Genomic DNA, 15920 nt, shown 5'->3' on the forward strand with positions numbered 1-15920 from the left:
GCGCAGGCGGCCCGGGCGGGCGACCACGGCCGGGGAGGACGTCCGCCGGGGCGCGGCCCCGGGCGCCTCGAGCCCGCGCCGCTGCTCCGCTGGATCGCGCGCCTGCGCCGCCGCCGCGGCGCGTGAGCGGGCCGGGACGGCGACCGCCTGCGGGCTGTCCGGCAGGATGGGTGGCGTGACCACCGCACCGGACCCCGCCCCGCCCGCCGACCAGCCGTCCGCCCTGCCCGGCCCCGCCGAGGTCCGGCTGCTCGCCGACCTCGCCGAGCGCTTCGCCCGCTCGGCCGGCGAGCTGATCCGCTCGACGCGCCCCGCGCGGGTGTCGGTGGCGGCCACGAAGTCGAGCGAGGTCGACCCGGTCACCGCCATGGACCTGGCGTCCGAGGCGCACCTGCGCGCGCTGATCGCCGAGCACCGGCCGGACGACGGCGTCCTGGGCGAGGAGGACGGCTGGCAGCCGGGCACCACGGGGCTCACGTGGGTGCTGGACCCGGTCGACGGCACGGTGAACTACCTGTACGGCGTCCCGGCGTACGCGGTGTCCGTCGGCGTCGTCGCGGGCGAGCCCGACCCGGAGCGCTGGACCGCCGTCGCGGGGTGCGTGCACTCGGTGGTGGACGGCGTGACGTACACGGGCGGGCTCGGCGCCGGCGCGTACCGGGACGGCGAGCGCCTGGCGGTCAACGAGGCGCGCCCGCTCGCCACGTCGCTCGTCGGCACGGGCTTCGGCTACCGGGCGGAGCGCCGCCGGGTGCAGGGCCGGGTGCTGGCGGAGCTGCTGCCGCAGGTGCGGGACATCCGGCGCATCGGCGCGGCGTCGCTCGACCTGTGCCGGGTGGCGGAGGGGACGCTCGACGCGATGTACGAGCGGGGCCTGAACCCGTGGGACGTCGCGGCGGGCGAGGTGATCGCCCGCGAGGCGGGTGCGCAGGTGAGCGGCCTGCGGGGCCGCCGCGCGAGCCGTGACATGACCGTCGTGGGACCGCCGGAGACCGTCGCGGAGCTGGCCGGTCTGCTCGCCGCGCTGGGCGCCGACGCCGACGCCTGAGAGGACTCTGGGAGGCGCCGGCCGACCGGCGTGCACCGCGCGCCGAAATAGGGCACAATCCGGGGCGCCCGGCCGGGAACAAACCTGTCGCGCGACGACTTGATCCCGCGTACGCCGATCACCGACCCCAACGGAGCGTGACCACACCTCATGGCAACCGACTACGACGCCCCGCGCAAGACCGAGGAGGACCTGAGCGAGGACTCGCTCCAGGAGCTCCAGGCCCGGCGCTCCGACAAGAACTCGGGCGTGGTGGACGAGGACGAGACCGAAGCAGCCGAAGGGTTCGAGCTCCCGGGCGCGGACCTGTCCGGCGAGGAGCTGTCCGTCCGGGTGCTGCCGCGTCAGGCCGACGAGTTCACGTGCTCCAAGTGCTTCCTGGTGCACCACCGCAGCCAGCTCGCGTACGAGAAGGACGGCATGCCCGTCTGCTCGGAGTGCGCGGCCTGAGCTGCCTCCACGACCCGGGCGCGTGAGCGTCCGGACCAGCCGTCACGACGCCGGCCGGGCCTCCTGGGCCCGGCCGGCGTCGTCGTCCGCGGCCAGCACGGCCACGAGGGCCTCCGGGCGGCGCGTCGAGACGAGCCAGTACGGCGTCGGGTCGGCGGGGTCCGCGAGCTCGACCCGCACCGCCGTGCGCACCCACCCGCGCAGGCAGACGTAGGCGCGCGCGTCGAGGCCGGGGCCGAGGGCCTCGCGGGTCGCCGCCGGGTCGAGCGGGCGCGGGTCGCGCAGCAGCGTGACGGGCACGTGCGCCGCGCCGGCGTGCAGCTCGCCGCCGGCCACGCGGACGCGGGTGGAGGCGGCCACGGCGGCGGCGCCGGCAGCGACGAGACCGACGACGCCGGCCACCAGCCCCGCCGTCCGGCTGACCGGCCACAGGACGATGCCGAGCATGACGGTGGCCGCGGGCACCGCGAGCCAGCCGGCGGGCGAGGGCCACAGGCGCTCGTCGAACGAGGGCGGGGTCGTGGTCTGCACGGTCCCAGCATCCCACCCGCGCCGGTAGGGTCGGGGCCCGTGACGAGCACCGGACCCGGCCCCGCCCACGACACGCCCGACGACGGCACCCGCACCGACGGGACCCGCGCCGACTCGACCCGCGCCGACGGCGCGACGACCACCGTGCTGCTGCGGCGGCTCGACGAGGGCGTCCCCGTCCCGGGGTACGCGCACCCCGGGGACGCCGGCGCCGACCTGGTCACCCGCGTCGACGTGACGCTGGCGCCGGGGGAGCGCGCGACGGTCCCGACGGGCATCTCGATCGCGCTGCCCGAGGGCTTCGCGGCCTTCGTGCACCCGCGGTCGGGCCTCGCCGCGCGGCACGGGCTGACCGTGGTGAACGCGCCGGGCACGGTCGACGCCGGGTACCGCGGCGAGATCGCCGTGACGCTGCTCAACACCGACCCGCGGGAGCCCGTCGAGCTGCACCGCGGGGACCGCATCGCCCAGCTCGTCGTGCAGCGCGTGGAGCGGGCGGCGTTCGTCGAGGTGGAGGCCCTGCCGGAGTCGGTCCGGGGAGCGGGCGGGTTCGGGTCGTCCGGCGGCTGGCGCGCGGCCGCCGGCGGCGCCCCGGTCGTCGCCGGCGCGCCCGCGGAGGCCCCGGACGCCGGCCCCGGTTCCGCCTCGGGCGGAGCCCGCTAGGTGCGCCGCACCGGGCGGACTACTGTGGACGTGTACGTGCCCGCGACGCGGGTGACCCGGGGAAGGGACTGAGGGTGGCGCTATTCCGGCGCGGTGCGAAGGACCGCACCGCCCAGGACGAGACCGCGGCCGCCGAGCCGACCGCCGACCGCGACGACGCCGCGGACGCCACCGGGACCGAGGCAGCCGCCCCGGCCGCGGACGACCCGGCGGGCGACGCGCCCGACGCCCCGGTGTCCGACGTCCCCGCGCCCGCGCTCCCGGCCGACAGGTCGCGCGGCCCCTGGGACGCCACCGAGGACGTCCCGCCCGGCCCGCGCATCGACCTCGGCGCGCTCCGCCTGCCCGGTGTGCAGGGCATGGAGCTGCGCATGGAGATCGACAAGAAGAGCGACGTCGTGACGGCCGTCGGCGTGACGCTGGACGGCTCGACCCTGCAGATGCAGGCGTTCGCCGCGCCGCGCTCCGAGGGCATCTGGGACGAGATCCGCGAGGAGATCGGCGAGTCCGTGCGCAAGCAGGGCGGGGCGGTCGACGACGTCCCCGGCCCGTTCGGGCGCGAGCTGCTCGCGCGGCTGCCCGTGCGGACGCCCGAGGGACGCACCGGCCACCGGCCCGCGCGGTTCATCGGCGTCGACGGTCCGCGCTGGTTCCTGCGCGGTGTCGTCACCGGCCGCGCCGCGGTCGACGAGGACGCCGCGAAGCGCCTCGAGGACGTCTTCCGCCGCACCGTCGTCGTCCGCGACGGCCAGGCCCGCCCGCCGCGCGACCTGCTCGCGCTCCGCCTCCCCGGGCAGGAGGACGGCGCCGTCCCCAAGGCCGCTGCGCCGGCACCCACGTTCGACCCGCTGACGCGCGGGCCGGAGATCACGGAGATCCGCTGACATGTCCCCCGTGTCGCTGCGCGAGCAGCTGCGCAAGGCGGTCGCCTCGCAGGAGGAGATCGAGGCCGACGAGGAGCGCGAGGACGCGGTCCGCGCGACCGGCTGCACGCCGGTCTCGCAGGCCCCCGAGCGCCACCGCGTGAAGATGTCCGGCGTGCTGCGCTCGGTCGTGCTGCGCCCCCGGGAGGGTGTGCCGGCGCTGGAGGCCGAGCTGTACGACGGCAGCGGCACGGTCGACCTCGTGTGGCTGGGCCGCCGCGAGATCGCCGGCATCGAGCCGGGTCGCCGGCTGAAGGTCGAGGGCCTGGTGTGCTCGCGCGAGGGCCGGCGGTCGATGTTCAACCCGCGCTACGAGCTGCGGCCCCGGCCCGGTGAGTGAGCCGGACGCGGCCGGCGCCGGACCGGCGCGGGACGGCTCCGTCCCCGGCGCCCCCGCGGCGGCGGACGTCCCGCAGGGCGGTTCCGCCCGGGGCATCCGCGCGCTCGGCGAGGAGCACTTCTCCCTGACCGACGCGGTCGGCGGCGTGCGCGGCGCCGTCGAGTCCGTCGCCCCGGGCCTGGTGTTCGTCACGGTGTTCGTCGCGGCCGGGCAGCGGCTGACGCCGGCCCTCGTGGCGTCCGCGGCGACGGCGCTCGTCGCCACGCTGCTGCGTCTCGTGCAGCGCACCCCGGTGACGCAGGCGCTGTCGGGCGTCCTCGGCGTCGGCATCGGCGTCATCTGGGCGTGGCGCTCCGGCCAGGCGGCCGACTACTACGCGTGGGGCCTGCTGGTGAACCTGGGCTGCCTGCTCGGGTTCGCCGTCTCAGCCCTGGTCCGCTGGCCGCTCGTCGGCCTGGTGGTGGGCCTGTTCCGGCCGGACGGGCCGATGTCGTCGTCGGGGTCGTGGGGCGCGGCGGTCGCGTGGCGGGCCGACGCGGAGCTGCGCCGCCGCTACGCCGTGGCCACGTGGCTGTGGGCCGGCATGTTCGCGGCGCGGCTGCTCGTGCAGGTCCCGCTCTACCGCGCGGACGAGGTGGCCTGGCTCGGCACCGCGAAGCTCGTGATGGGCCTGCCGCTCACGGCGCTGGTGCTGTGGGCGAGCTGGCTCCTGGTGCGCGGGTCGACAGCAGCTCCGCCAGCTCCTGCTCCGAGCCGTCCCGCCCCGTGACGAACAGCAGCTCGTCGCCGCCCTCCAGGGTGTCGTCGGTGCTGGGGGAGAACGGCCGGTCGTCGCGCACGATGCAGGCCAGCACGGTGTCGGCCGGCCAGTCGATCTGACCGACCAGGCGACCCGCGAGCGGGGACCCGTCCGGCAGCGTGAGCTCGAGGATGTCGGCGCCCGACTGGTGGAACGTGAAGATCCGCACGAGGTCGCCGACGGACACGGCCTCCTCGATCATCGCGGTCATGATGCGCGGGGTGGACACGGCGACGTCGACGCCCCACGCCTCGTCGAACATCCACTCGTTCTTCGGGTTGTTCACCCGGGCGACGGTGCGCGGCACGCCGTACTCCGTCTTGGCGAGCAGCGAGATCACGAGGTTCGCCTTGTCGTCGCCGGTGGCGGCCACCACGACGTCGCACTCGTCGGTGCGGGCCTGCGTCAGGGTGGGCAGCTCGCACGCGTCGGCGAGCAGCCAGTCCGCGTCGGCCACCTGGGCCACCCGCATGGCGGACGGCTGGCGGTCGATGAGCGTGACCTCGTGGCCGTTGGCGAGCAGCTCCCGGGCGATCGAGCGGCCGACGGAGCCGGCGCCGGCGATGACGACCCTCATGCCTGCACCTCCGGGGCGGCGGTGACGACGCGCTCGACGGCGGCCGTGTCGTCGGCGCGCATCAGCAGGTGCACGATGTCGTTCTCCTGGAGGACGGTCTGGGCGTCGGGCAGGAACCCGTCGCCGTAGCGGGTCACGTACGCCACGCGGGCGCCGGTGGCCTCCTCGAGGACGCGCAGCGGCTTGCCGCGCCAGCCCTCGTGGACGTCGACCTCCGACAGCACGATGCGGCCCGACGCGTCGGTGTACTGGTTCGTCGCGCCCATCGGGAGCAGGCGGCGCAGCACCTGGTCCGCGGTCCACCGCACGGTCGCGACCGTGGGGATGCCGAGCCGCTGGTAGATCTCCGCGCGGTGCGGGTCGTAGATGCGCGCCACGACGTTCTCGACGCCGAAGGTCTCGCGCACGACGCGCGCGGCGAGGATGTTCGAGTTGTCGCCGTCGGACACCGCGGCGAACCCGAAGGCGTCGTCGATGCCGGCCTGGCGCAGCACGTCGCGGTCGAAGCCGAGGCCGGTGACCTTGCTGCCCGCGAAGTCCGCGTCGAGCCGGCGGAACGAGTCGGGGTTCTGGTCGATCACCGCGACGGAGTGGCCGTGGCTCTCCAGCGACTGCGCGAGCGTGGCGCCGGCGCGGCCGCAGCCCATGATGACGAAGTGCACAACGCGGAACGGTATACCCGCGGCGCGCGACCCGGCACCGCCGGAGGTCCCCCGGCTGCCGCGCCGCACCCGGGTGGCGCGACGGCACGCGAGTGCGCCTAGCATGGTCCCTCGTGCCGGATCTCGCGGATGCCGCCAAACGCTTGCTGCTGGGCCGACCGGTCCGCAGCGAGAACCTGGGGCACACCCTGCTGCCCAAGCGGATCGCCCTGCCGATCTTCGCGTCGGACGCGCTGTCGTCCGTCGCCTACGCCCCCGACGAGGTGCTGCTGACCCTGGCGCTCGCCGGGGTGAGCGCCACCGTCATCTCGCCGTGGGTCGGCCTCGCGGTCGTCGTCGTCATGGCCACGGTCATCGCGTCGTACCGGCAGAACGTGCACGCCTACCCGTCCGGGGGCGGCGACTACGAGGTCGCGACCGTGAACCTCGGCCCGCGGGCCGGCGTCTCGGTGGCCAGCGCGCTGCTGGTCGACTACGTGCTGACCGTCGCGGTGTCGGTGTCGTCCGGCACGCAGTACGCGGCGTCCGCCCTGCCGGCGCTGCGGGGCCACGAGACGCTCGTGGCGGTCGGGGTCGTCGTGCTCCTGACGTTGGCGAACCTGCGCGGCGTGAAGGAGTCCGGGCGGGCGTTCGCGATCCCCGTGTACCTGTTCATGGTGGCGGTCGGGTCGACGGCGGTCTTCGGGTTCGTCCAGTACCTGACGGGCGACCTGCAGCAGGCCGCGTCGCACGACCTGACGATCGTGCCGGTCCAGGGCTTCGACGAGGGGCTCGCGGGCGCCGCCGGGGCGTTCCTGGTGCTGCGGGCGTTCGCGTCCGGCTCCGCCGCCCTCACCGGCGTGGAGGCGATCAGCAACGGCGTCCCGTCGTTCCGCAAGCCGAAGTCCAAGAACGCCGCGACCACGCTGCTGCTGCTCGGCAGCCTGTCGGTGTTCCTCATCATGTCGATCCTCACGCTCGCCCGGCTCACCGGCGTGCACTACGTGGAGGACCCGGCGACGCAGCTGCTGCGCGACGGCCGCCCGGTCGGCGAGGACTACGTGCAGGACCCGGTGATCGGGCAGCTCGCGCAGACGATCTTCCACTCGTTCCCGCCGGCGTTCTACCTGGTGGCGGTCGTCACCGGCCTGATCCTCGTGCTCGCCGCGAACACCGCGTTCAACGGCTTCCCGGTGCTCGGCTCGATCCTCGCGAAGGACGGGTTCCTGCCGCGGCAGCTGCACACCCGCGGCGACCGGCTCGCGTTCTCCAACGGCATCGTCGCGCTGGCGCTCGGGGCGATCGCGCTGATCATCGCGTTCGACGCCCAGGTCACCCGGCTGATCCAGCTCTACATCGTGGGCGTCTTCGTGTCGTTCACGCTGTCCCAGCTCGGCATGATCAAGCACTGGACCCGCGAGCTGCGCACGGAGCCGGACCCGGCGCGCCGCCGGCAGATGACGCGGTCCCGGGTCATCAACGCGACCGGCTTCGGGATGACCGCGACCGTGCTGCTGATCGTGCTGGTCACGAAGTTCACGCACGGCGCCTGGATCGCGATCCTCGCGATGATCGTCGTGTTCATCGGCATGCAGGGCATCCGCCGGCACTACGACGCGGTGCGCCAGGAGCTCGCGCTGGGCGAGGACCCGACCGCGGCCCGTGCGCTGCCGAGCCGCGTGCACGCGATCGTGCTCGTGTCGCACCTGCACCGCCCCACCATGCGTGCGCTCGCCTACGCGCGGGCGTCGCGCCCGCACACGATCGAGGCCGTGACGGTGGGGGTCGACCCCGAGGACGCGCAGGCCCTGCGGGCGCAGTGGGAGGCGATGGAGCTGCCCGTCCCGCTGCGCATCCTGGACTCGCCGTTCCGCGAGATCACGCGCCCGATCATCACGTACGTCCGCTCGATCCGGCGCGAGAGCCCGCGGGACCTCGTCGTCGTGTACATCCCCGAGTACGTCGTCGGCCACTGGTGGGAGCAGCTGCTGCACAACCAGAGCGCCCTGCGGCTCAAGGGCCGCCTGCTGTTCACCCCGGGCGTCGTCGTGGCGTCCGTGCCGTGGCAGCTCGCCTCGACGGAAGGTCAGACCGGTATGGAGGAGCACGTGCGCAGGACGATCTCCCGTGGCCTCTGAGGACCGCGCGCCGGGCGACGTCGTGGAGCTGGAGGTCGGGCCGGTCGCGCACGGCGGGCACTGCGTCGCGCGGCTGCGGACCCCGGGCGAGGAGGGTCCGGGCCGGGTCGTCTTCGTCCGGCACGCGCTGCCCGGCGAGCGGGTGCGCGCCCGGCTGACGGAGACCGGCGCGAAGGCCCGGTTCTGGCGCGCCGACGCCGTCGAGGTGCTCGAGGCGTCGCCGGACCGCGTCCCGTCCGCGTGGCCGGAGGCCGGGCCGGGGGGCGTCGGCGGCGGCGAGCTCGCGCACGTGTCGCCGGCGGCGCAGCGCGCGTGGAAGGCCGCGGTGCTCGGTGAGCAGCTGCAGCGGCTGGCGCGCGTGGAGCGGGACGTCCCGGTGCGGGAGCTCCCCGGCGACGCGGAGCGGGGCGGGCTCGGCTGGCGCACCCGCGTCGGGTTCCTGGCCGACCGGGAGGGTCGCGCGGGCATGCGGCGGTTCCGGTCGCACGACGTGGTGCCCGTGTCCGCGATGCCGCTGATGAGCGACGCGCTGGCCGGGCTCGACCTGCTGGGGCGCCGCTGGCGTCCGGGCGCGCGGATCGAGGCGGTCGCGCCCGCCGGTGGCGACCAGCCGGTGGTGCTCGTCGACGGCGAGCCGTTCGACCTGCGCCGGGGCAAGGTCGACCCGCGCCCGAACGCCCGCACGGCCGTGCGCGAGCGGGTGCGGGTCGGCGACCGGGAGTGGGCGTACCGGGTGGCGGCGGCCGGGTTCTGGCAGGTGCACCGCGAGGCGCCGGCGGCCCTCACGGGCGCGGTGCTCGACGCGGTCGGCGACGTCGCCGGCGCGCGGGTGCTGGACCTGTACTCCGGCGCGGGCCTGTTCACGCTCCCGCTGGCGGACGCCGTCGGCGACGCGGGCACCGTCGTCGCCGTCGAGGGCGACGCCCGGGCGGTGAAGGACGCGCGGCGCAACCTGCACGACCGGCCGCAGGTGGCGCTGCACGGGGGCGACGTCGCGGGGGTGCTGGCCTCCGGGGAGGCGGGACCGCGCGCCGACGTGGTCGTGCTCGACCCGCCGCGGGTCGGAGCCGGCCGGGACGTCGTGCGCGCCGTGGCCGGGCTCGCGCCGGAGCGCGTCGTCTACGTGGCGTGCGACCCGGCGGCGCTGGCGCGCGACGTGGCGTACCTCGCGGAGGAGGGCTACGCCCTGGCGGACGTCACGGGGTACGACCTGTTCCCGATGACGCACCACGTGGAGGCGGTCGCGGTCCTGACCCGCTGACCGGGTGCGTCGCCCTGTTGCGGGGACGCAGGGCGGTCGCGCGCGGGCGGCTCGCGGCCTAGCGTGAGAGCGGGCGCCCGCGTCCGGACGCCCGGGGACGGAAGGAGTCGACGATGACCACAGCCCACGACGGCGGCGCCCGCGAGTCGGCCGCCGAGGCGGCCCACCGCGTCGCGGAGGCGAGCCGGCGGGCGACCGAGGAGCTGCACAAGCAGGGCACCCCGGACTACGACCCGCGTCAGCACCAGAAGGCCGTCGAGCGCGAGCGGCGCGCGGCGGAGGAGGCCGCGTCCGGCGACTGACCGGGCCACGTCCCGGGACCGGGGCGGGAGCACGTCGCGCGCGTCGCGGCGTGGTGCACGTCGCCCGCCCCGGTCCGGCACGGTAGGATGTATCTTGACGTCAAGATAAATCGCCGGACCGCCCCCGGTCCGCGCGGTGATCGCAGACGACCACGCGCCGCGGCCCGCCCCGCGGGTCCCCGCCGGACCCGCGGACGGGCCGGGGCGGCCGCACCCGCACCACGAAGGAGCCCCCCTGTGAGCAGCGTCGACAGCTTCGGGTCGAAGTCCCGGCTGAGCGTCGGTGACGACACCTACGAGATCTTCCGGCTGGACGCCGTCCCCGGGACCGAGAAGCTGCCGTACAGCCTCAAGGTGCTGGCGGAGAACCTGCTGCGGACCGAGGACGGCGCGAACATCACCGCCGACCACGTGCGCGCGCTGGCCGCCTGGGACCCGGCGGCCGAGCCCGACACGGAGATCCAGTTCACGCCCGCCCGCGTGATCATGCAGGACTTCACCGGCGTGCCCTGTGTGGTCGACCTCGCCACGATGCGCGAGGCCATGGCCGACCTCGGCGGCGACCCGACCCGCATCAACCCGCTCGCCCCCGCCGAGCTCGTCATCGACCACTCGGTGCAGATCGACGTGTTCGGGCGCGAGGACGCGTTCCGCCGCAACGTCGAGATCGAGTACCAGCGCAACCACGAGCGCTACCAGTTCCTGCGGTGGGGCCAGACGGCCTTCGACGACTTCAAGGTCGTCCCCCCGGGCACCGGCATCGTGCACCAGGTCAACATCGAGTACCTGGCCCGCGGCGTCATGACGCGCGAGGTCGGCGGCGTCGTCCGCGCGTACCCGGACACCTGCGTCGGCACCGACTCGCACACCACGATGGTCAACGGCCTGGGCGTGCTCGGGTGGGGCGTCGGCGGCATCGAGGCCGAGGCCGCGATGCTGGGGCAGCCGGTGTCGATGCTCATCCCGCGCGTCGTCGGCTTCAGGCTCACCGGGTCCATCCCGTCCGGCGTCACCGCGACCGACGTCGTGCTCACCATCACCCAGCAGCTGCGCCAGCACGGCGTGGTCGGCAAGTTCGTCGAGTTCTACGGCGAGGGCGTCGCCCAGGTCCCGCTCGCGAACCGCGCGACGATCGGCAACATGTCGCCCGAGTTCGGCTCGACCTGCGCGATCTTCCCGGTCGACGACGTGACGCTCGAGTACCTGCGCCTCACCGGCCGCTCCGAGCAGCAGCTCGCGCTCGTCGAGGCGTACGCGAAGGAGCAGGGCCTCTGGCACGACCCGTCGCGGGAGCCGGCGTACTCCGAGTACCTGGAGCTCGACCTCGGCACCGTCGTGCCGTCCATCGCCGGCCCGAAGCGCCCGCAGGACCGCATCGAGCTGTCCGCCGCCAAGGAGTCGTTCGCGACGTCGATCCTCGACTACGTGTCCGCGGACGAGGCGGCGCCGTTCACGGGGGCGGACCGGACGTTCACGGGGCTCGACGAGTCCGTCGACGAGACGTTCCCCGCGTCCGACCCGATCGCCGCGGGCGAGCACGCCGACGCCTCCGACGCGCCGGCCCACGTGGCAGCGGGCGACTCGGCTCGCCGGCCGCACCGCCGCGTGCCGGTGACGCTCGGCGACGGCACGACCACGGAGCTCGACCACGGCGCCGTCGTCATCGCCTCGATCACGTCCTGCACCAACACGTCGAACCCGTCGGTGATGCTCGCCGCGGCGCTGCTGGCCCGCAAGGCCGTCGAGCGCGGCCTGGCCTCCAAGCCGTGGGTGAAGACGTCGATGGCCCCCGGCTCCCAGGTCGTGACGAACTACTACGAGAAGGCCGGCCTGTGGCCGTACCTCGAGAAGCTCGGGTTCCACCTGGTCGGCTACGGCTGCGCCACCTGCATCGGCAACTCCGGCCCGCTGCCCGAGGAGGTCTCGGCGGCCGTCAACGAGCACGACCTGTCGGTCGTCTCGGTGCTGTCCGGGAACCGCAACTTCGAGGGGCGCATCAACCCCGACGTGAAGATGAACTACCTCGCGTCGCCGCCGCTCGTCATCGCGTACGCGCTCGCCGGGACGATGGACTTCGACTTCGACCACGAGCCGCTCGGCACGGACGAGAGCGGGGCGCCGGTGTTCCTCGCGGACATCTGGCCCACGCCGGAGGAGGTCCAGGCGACGATCGACGCGAGCATCGACCGCTCGATGTTCGAGGCCGACTACGCCGACGTGTTCGCGGGCGACGACCGGTGGCGTGCGCTCGACACGCCGGAGGGCGACACGTTCGCCTGGGACGCGGAGTCGACGTACGTGCGCAAGCCCCCGTACTTCGAGGGCATGGCCGCCGAGCCGGCCCCCGTCGCCGACGTGTCCGGTGCCCGGGTGCTGGCCCGGCTCGGCGACTCGGTCACCACGGACCACATCAGCCCCGCGGGCTCGATCAAGGCCGACAGCCCCGCCGGGCGGTACCTCGCGGAGCACGGCGTCGAGCGCCGCGACTTCAACTCCTACGGCTCCCGTCGCGGCAACCACGAGGTGATGATCCGCGGCACGTTCGCGAACATCCGGCTGCGCAACCAGCTCGTGCCGGGCGTCGAGGGCGGCTTCACGGTCAACCACCTGACCGGCGAGCAGACGTCGATCTACGACGCCGCGCAGGCGTACGCCGAGGCCGGCGTGCCGCTCGTGATCCTGGGCGGCAAGGAGTACGGGTCCGGCTCGTCGCGCGACTGGGCGGCCAAGGGCACGGCGCTGCTCGGCGTGAAGGCGGTCATCACCGAGTCGTTCGAGCGGATCCACCGGTCGAACCTCATCGGCATGGGCGTGCTGCCGCTGCAGTTCCCGGCGGGGGAGTCGGCGGACTCGCTCGGCCTGGACGGCACCGAGACGTTCGACATCGCCGGCATCGCGGCGCTCAACGACGGGCCGGCCCCGCGCACGGTCCGCGTCACCGCGACGAAGGCCGACGGCGCGGTCGTCGCGTTCGACGCCGTGGTGCGCATCGACACCCCCGGCGAGGCCGACTACTACCGCAACGGCGGCATCCTGCAGTACGTGCTGCGGAGCCTCGCGAGCGCCTGACGCGGTCTCCGACGCCCCCGTGCCTTCGCGGCGCGGGGGTGTCAGGCGTCGCGGGGGTTGCTCCCGCGGGCCTCCCACGCGTCCCGCACGACCTGCTCCAGCACGCCGAGGTCCACGCGGTCGAGGTCCGTCAGGTACACGCACCCGCGGCCGGTGCGGTGCGGCCCGAGCGCGGCGAGGCGGTCGGCGTGGGCCTCGACGCCGTCGGTCAGGTACAGCGTCAGCGCGGCCTTGCGCGGCGAGAACGCCACCGGGGGCCAGTCGCCGCTGCGACCGGAGGCGTACGTGTAGCGCGCCGACCCGAACCCGATGATCGACGAGCCCCAGAGCACGGGCGCCTCGCCGGTGACGCGGGTGGCGAGCTCGAGCAGCCGCTGCGCGTCGCGGCGCCGGCGCTCCGGCGTCACGGCGGCGAGGAAGGCGGGGACGTCCGCGTCGGTCGGGACGGTCCGGGGTGCGTCGGCCATGCGGCCATCATCCCTCCGGGCCGGGCCGGGCCGGGCCGGGCCGGGCCGGCGGGTGCCGGGGCCGGGCCGGCGGCGTGCCGGGCCGGCGGCGGGCCGCGGCGGGGTCAGCCGAGCAGCGCCCGCACGGCGTGCGCGCCGGTGGCGGCGACCGGCGGGTCGTCGTCGCCGTGCGCGACCATCGCGGACGCCATGACCAGCGCCCACCCGGCCGCGCGTCGCCACCGGCCCGGGTCGGGAGGCCCGGCGGCGTCGGCGAGGGAGTCCGAGCGCTCCCGGAACGCCGCGCGTCCGTCGTCGTCGAAGGTCAGCCACGCGGTCGCGAGGTCGCACGCGGGGTCCCCGGCGGTGAGGTCGCCGAAGTCCAGCAGCGCGGCGAGCCGGCCGTCGCGCACCACGAGGTTCGCGGGGTGCGGGTCGCCGTGCAGCCAGAGCGGGGCGCCCGGCCAGCGGGGGGCGGCGAGCGCGTCCTCCCACAGCGCCTCGGCGCGCGCCGCAGCGCCGGGGGAGCGCGCCTCGAGGTGCTCGAGACGGCCTCGCAGCGCGGCCGACCGGTCCGCGAGCGCCCCGCCCCGCACCGGGTTGACGGGGGCGCCCGGGGGCGCGGCGGCGTGCAGGGCGGCGAGCGCCTCCGCCAGCGCCGGCGCCCAGGCCGTGCGGGCGGCGACCGGCTCGTCCGCCGCGTGCGTGCCGGGGAACCACGGCACGACGCTCCACGCCCACGGGAACCCGGCCCCGGGCCTCCCGGTCCGCACCGGTGCGGGCACGGAGACGGGACAGCGCCGGGCGAGCTCGCCGAGCCAGCGCTGCTCGTGCTCGACGAGGTGCGCCGCGGCCTCCCGGCGCGGCAGGCGCACCGCGAGGTCCTCGCCCAGCCGGAACGTCGCGTTGTCCCACCCGTGCGCCACCAGCCGCACGGGCAGCGCGGCGAGGTCCGGGTGCTGCTCGGTGAGCAGGGCGAGGACGAGGTCGGCGCTGAGCGCCACCTCGGCGGCGGGCTTGACGGGCACGGGAACCTCCGGGGGAGCGGGCGCGCCAGGCTACCGGACGCCGGGCGACGTCCTGGCGCGGCCGCGGGGTGGTCGCGGCGGCGCGGTCAGCGACCGGGCGGGTGGCACTCCAGGCGGGACGTGGCGCCGGGCCCGGCGGCGTCCGCGACCGGAGAGCCCGGAGCGGCCGGGGCCGTCGCGGGCAGGGCGCTGTCGACGACGCGGGGCTGCGGCACGACCGCGTCCACGACCATCGACCCGTCCGACGGCCCCTCCACCGGGACCGGCTCGGGGGTCGCCTCGACCTGGTCGAGCGGCGCGATCGGCATGGCCGCGAGCTGCCGGTGCGCGCGCAGGTACGCCGGCACCAGCAGGACGACGGCGCCGGCCCACGCGAGCGGGTTCCCCCACACGACGCCGACGAACCCGAAGGCCGCTCCGAGCACCACGGCGGCGCCGACCCGCATCACGAGCTCGATCACGCCGGTCAGCGTCGGCACGCCCGTCCGGCCGAGCCCCTGGAGCGCGCCGCGCAGCACGAACAGCACGCCCAGCACCGCGTACAGCGCGGCGTTGATGTGGAGGAACTGGGTCGCCATGTGGACCACGCGGTCCTCCCCGTCGCCGACGAACAGCCGGACCAGCCACGACCCGGACGTGACCAGCACGACGCCGAGCGCCACCGAGCCGGCGACCGCGAGGCCGGTGGCCTGCACGACGCCCTGCCGGATGCGGTCCGGCCGCCCGCCGCCGAGGTTCTGCGCGACGAACATCGACACCGCGAGCCCGAGGGACTGCAGCAGGGCGATCGCGAGCCCGTCGACGCGCGCCGCGGTGGTGTACGCGGCGACGGCGTCGGCACCGAGCCCGTTGAGGCGGACCTGCACCGCGAGGGTGCCGATGGCGATGATCGACGCCTGGAAGCCCATCGGCAGGCCGAGCCGCAGGTGCTCGGCCAGGTCGGTGCGCGTCACGCGCCAGTCCGCCCGGCGCAGGTGGAGCACAGGGACGCGGCGCCGCACGAACTCCAGGCACAGCGCCACCGACACCGCCTGCGACACCACGGTGGCGAGCGCCGCGCCGCCGACGCCGAGCCCCAGGCCGCCGACGAAGAGCACGACGAGCGCCACGTTGAGCGCGCACGCCACCGTGAGGAACACCAGCGGGGTGCGGGAGTCGCCGATCGCGCGGACGACCGCGGACAGGTAGTTGAAGAACATCAGCGCGCCGGTGCCCAGGAAGCTCACCTGCGCGAACGTCGTCGCCTGCGCCATGAGCACGTCCGGGGTGCGCAGCAGCGTGAGCGCCGGGCCGGCGAGCAGCGGGGCGGCTGCGGTCAGCGCGATGCTGCCGGCGCCCGTGAGCAGGGCGCCGGTGGCGACCGAGCGCCGCACGGCCGCCGCGTCGCGCGCCCCGAACGCCTGGGCGGTGGGGATGGCGAAGCCGGAGGTCATGCCCCAGACGAACCCGAGGAGCAGGAACAGCAGGCTGCCCGTCGCGCCGACGGCCGCGAGGGCGTCGACGCCGAGGTGGCGGCCGACGACGACGGCGTCGACGAACTGGTAGAGCTGCTGGACGACGTTGCCGACGAGCAGCGGGACGGCGAACACGAGGATGACGCGCCAGGGACGGCCGGCGGTCAGGACCTTGGCCATGAGGGGGAGTGCTCCGGGCAGGACGAGGGCGGCTGGGATCGGGACGGCAGGGGGAGCGGCGGCGTCCCGG

16 protein-coding genes are annotated in these 15920 nt (G+C 75.6%); 10 read left to right on the plus strand and 6 right to left on the minus strand.

Translation table 11 applies throughout. The annotated features are described in order from the left end of the window. Nucleotides 1–166 precede the first annotated feature (166 nt). A complete protein-coding gene (locus AAHH18_RS08435) occupies nt 167–1048 on the plus strand; it encodes an inositol monophosphatase family protein (RefSeq protein WP_459349100.1) in 882 nt (293 codons plus the stop codon). Between the two features lie 150 nt (nt 1049–1198). Then, nucleotides 1199–1498 (plus strand): DUF4193 domain-containing protein, encoded by a 300-nt coding sequence (locus AAHH18_RS08440; RefSeq protein WP_146835284.1) that lies wholly within the window; start codon nt 1199–1201, stop codon nt 1496–1498. A 42-nt stretch (nt 1499–1540) separates the two neighbouring features. On the opposite strand, the gene AAHH18_RS08445 is transcribed toward AAHH18_RS08440, so the two are convergent. Next, on the minus strand, nt 1541–2029 hold the full coding sequence (locus tag AAHH18_RS08445; RefSeq protein ID WP_343301301.1) for a DUF3093 domain-containing protein: 489 nt from the start codon (nt 2027–2029) through the stop codon (nt 1541–1543). 144 nt (nt 2030–2173) lie between these two features. On the opposite strand from AAHH18_RS08445, the gene dut reads away from it, so the two are divergent. The 4 genes from dut to AAHH18_RS08465 all read left to right on the plus strand — a co-directional run bounded on the left by dut (nt 2174) and on the right by AAHH18_RS08465 (nt 4724). Further along, entirely contained in the window at nt 2174–2692 is a 519-nt protein-coding gene (gene dut / locus AAHH18_RS08450) for a dUTP diphosphatase (protein WP_343301361.1), read from the plus strand. 74 nt (nt 2693–2766) lie between these two features. Then, the gene (locus AAHH18_RS08455; protein WP_459349101.1) at nt 2767–3576 is read left to right on the plus strand and encodes a DUF3710 domain-containing protein; all 810 of its coding nucleotides are present in this window, start codon (nt 2767–2769) and stop codon (nt 3574–3576) included. 1 nt (nt 3577) lies between these two features. Next, complete coding sequence (locus AAHH18_RS08460) at nt 3578–3955, plus strand: OB-fold nucleic acid binding domain-containing protein (RefSeq protein ID WP_370635557.1); 378 nt, start codon at nt 3578–3580, stop codon at nt 3953–3955. Then, complete coding sequence (locus AAHH18_RS08465) at nt 3948–4724, plus strand: DUF3159 domain-containing protein (RefSeq protein ID WP_343301302.1); 777 nt, start codon at nt 3948–3950, stop codon at nt 4722–4724. The genes AAHH18_RS08460 and AAHH18_RS08465 overlap by 8 nt, the downstream gene beginning before the upstream one ends. Here the strand turns inward: AAHH18_RS08465 and AAHH18_RS08470 are convergent. After that, entirely contained in the window at nt 4633–5331 is a 699-nt protein-coding gene (locus AAHH18_RS08470) for a potassium channel family protein (RefSeq protein WP_283320561.1), read from the minus strand. The genes AAHH18_RS08465 and AAHH18_RS08470 overlap by 92 nt on opposite strands. Beyond that, nucleotides 5328–5978 carry a potassium channel family protein gene (locus AAHH18_RS08475; RefSeq protein ID WP_343301362.1) on the minus strand — a complete coding sequence of 217 codons (651 nt, stop codon included), beginning with the start codon at nt 5976–5978 and terminating at the stop codon, nt 5328–5330. Before AAHH18_RS08475 ends, AAHH18_RS08470 begins: the two co-directional genes overlap by 4 nt. Before the next feature lie 128 nt (nt 5979–6106). Between AAHH18_RS08475 and AAHH18_RS08480 the strand changes: the two genes are divergently transcribed. The 4 genes from AAHH18_RS08480 to AAHH18_RS08495 all read left to right on the plus strand — a co-directional run bounded on the left by AAHH18_RS08480 (nt 6107) and on the right by AAHH18_RS08495 (nt 12742). After that, nucleotides 6107–8110: an APC family permease gene (locus AAHH18_RS08480; protein ID WP_343301303.1), complete on the plus strand. Its 2004-nt coding sequence runs from the start codon at nt 6107–6109 to the stop codon at nt 8108–8110. Then, nucleotides 8100–9371 carry a class I SAM-dependent RNA methyltransferase gene (locus AAHH18_RS08485; protein ID WP_343301304.1) on the plus strand — a complete coding sequence of 424 codons (1272 nt, stop codon included), beginning with the start codon at nt 8100–8102 and terminating at the stop codon, nt 9369–9371. The genes AAHH18_RS08480 and AAHH18_RS08485 overlap by 11 nt, the downstream gene beginning before the upstream one ends. 113 nt (nt 9372–9484) lie before the next feature. After that, nucleotides 9485–9673: a translation initiation factor 2 gene (locus AAHH18_RS08490; RefSeq protein WP_343301305.1), complete on the plus strand. Its 189-nt coding sequence runs from the start codon at nt 9485–9487 to the stop codon at nt 9671–9673. Between the two features lie 237 nt (nt 9674–9910). After that, complete coding sequence (locus AAHH18_RS08495) at nt 9911–12742, plus strand: aconitate hydratase (RefSeq protein WP_343301306.1); 2832 nt, start codon at nt 9911–9913, stop codon at nt 12740–12742. Nucleotides 12743–12783: 41 nt separating this feature from the next. Here AAHH18_RS08495 and AAHH18_RS08500 read toward each other — a convergent pair whose 3' ends face one another. From AAHH18_RS08500 to AAHH18_RS08510, 3 genes are all read right to left on the minus strand, one after another. After that, on the minus strand, nt 12784–13209 hold the full coding sequence (locus AAHH18_RS08500) for a DUF1801 domain-containing protein (RefSeq protein ID WP_343301307.1): 426 nt from the start codon (nt 13207–13209) through the stop codon (nt 12784–12786). 104 nt (nt 13210–13313) lie between these two features. Next, nucleotides 13314–14216, minus strand: a complete 903-nt coding sequence (locus AAHH18_RS08505) for an aminoglycoside phosphotransferase family protein (protein ID WP_343301308.1) — start codon at nt 14214–14216, stop codon at nt 13314–13316. A gap of 86 nt (nt 14217–14302) precedes the next feature. After that, nucleotides 14303–15850: an MATE family efflux transporter gene (locus AAHH18_RS08510; RefSeq protein ID WP_343301309.1), complete on the minus strand. Its 1548-nt coding sequence runs from the start codon at nt 15848–15850 to the stop codon at nt 14303–14305. Nucleotides 15851–15920 lie beyond the last annotated feature (70 nt).

The sequence above is a fragment of the Cellulomonas olei genome (genome assembly GCF_039548315.1).
Taxonomy (GTDB): Bacteria; Actinomycetota; Actinomycetes; order Actinomycetales; family Cellulomonadaceae; genus Cellulomonas.

Excerpts from the sequence above, each read along its gene's own strand:
- AAHH18_RS08435 (WP_459349100.1), top strand. The coding sequence starts at position 167 with ATGGGTGGCGTGACCACCGCACCGGACCCCGCCCCGCCCGCCGACCAG.
- AAHH18_RS08440 (WP_146835284.1), top strand. The coding sequence starts at position 1,199 with ATGGCAACCGACTACGACGCCCCGCGCAAGACCGAGGAGGACCTGAGC.
- AAHH18_RS08460 (WP_370635557.1), top strand. The coding sequence starts at position 3,578 with ATGTCCCCCGTGTCGCTGCGCGAGCAGCTGCGCAAGGCGGTCGCCTCG.
- AAHH18_RS08470 (WP_283320561.1), bottom strand. The coding sequence starts at position 5,331 with ATGAGGGTCGTCATCGCCGGCGCCGGCTCCGTCGGCCGCTCGATCGCC.
- AAHH18_RS08475 (WP_343301362.1), bottom strand. The coding sequence starts at position 5,978 with ATGGGCTGCGGCCGCGCCGGCGCCACGCTCGCGCAGTCGCTGGAGAGC.
- AAHH18_RS08490 (WP_343301305.1), top strand. The coding sequence starts at position 9,485 with ATGACCACAGCCCACGACGGCGGCGCCCGCGAGTCGGCCGCCGAGGCG.
- AAHH18_RS08500 (WP_343301307.1), bottom strand. The coding sequence starts at position 13,209 with ATGGCCGACGCACCCCGGACCGTCCCGACCGACGCGGACGTCCCCGCC.
- AAHH18_RS08510 (WP_343301309.1), bottom strand. The coding sequence starts at position 15,850 with ATGGCCAAGGTCCTGACCGCCGGCCGTCCCTGGCGCGTCATCCTCGTG.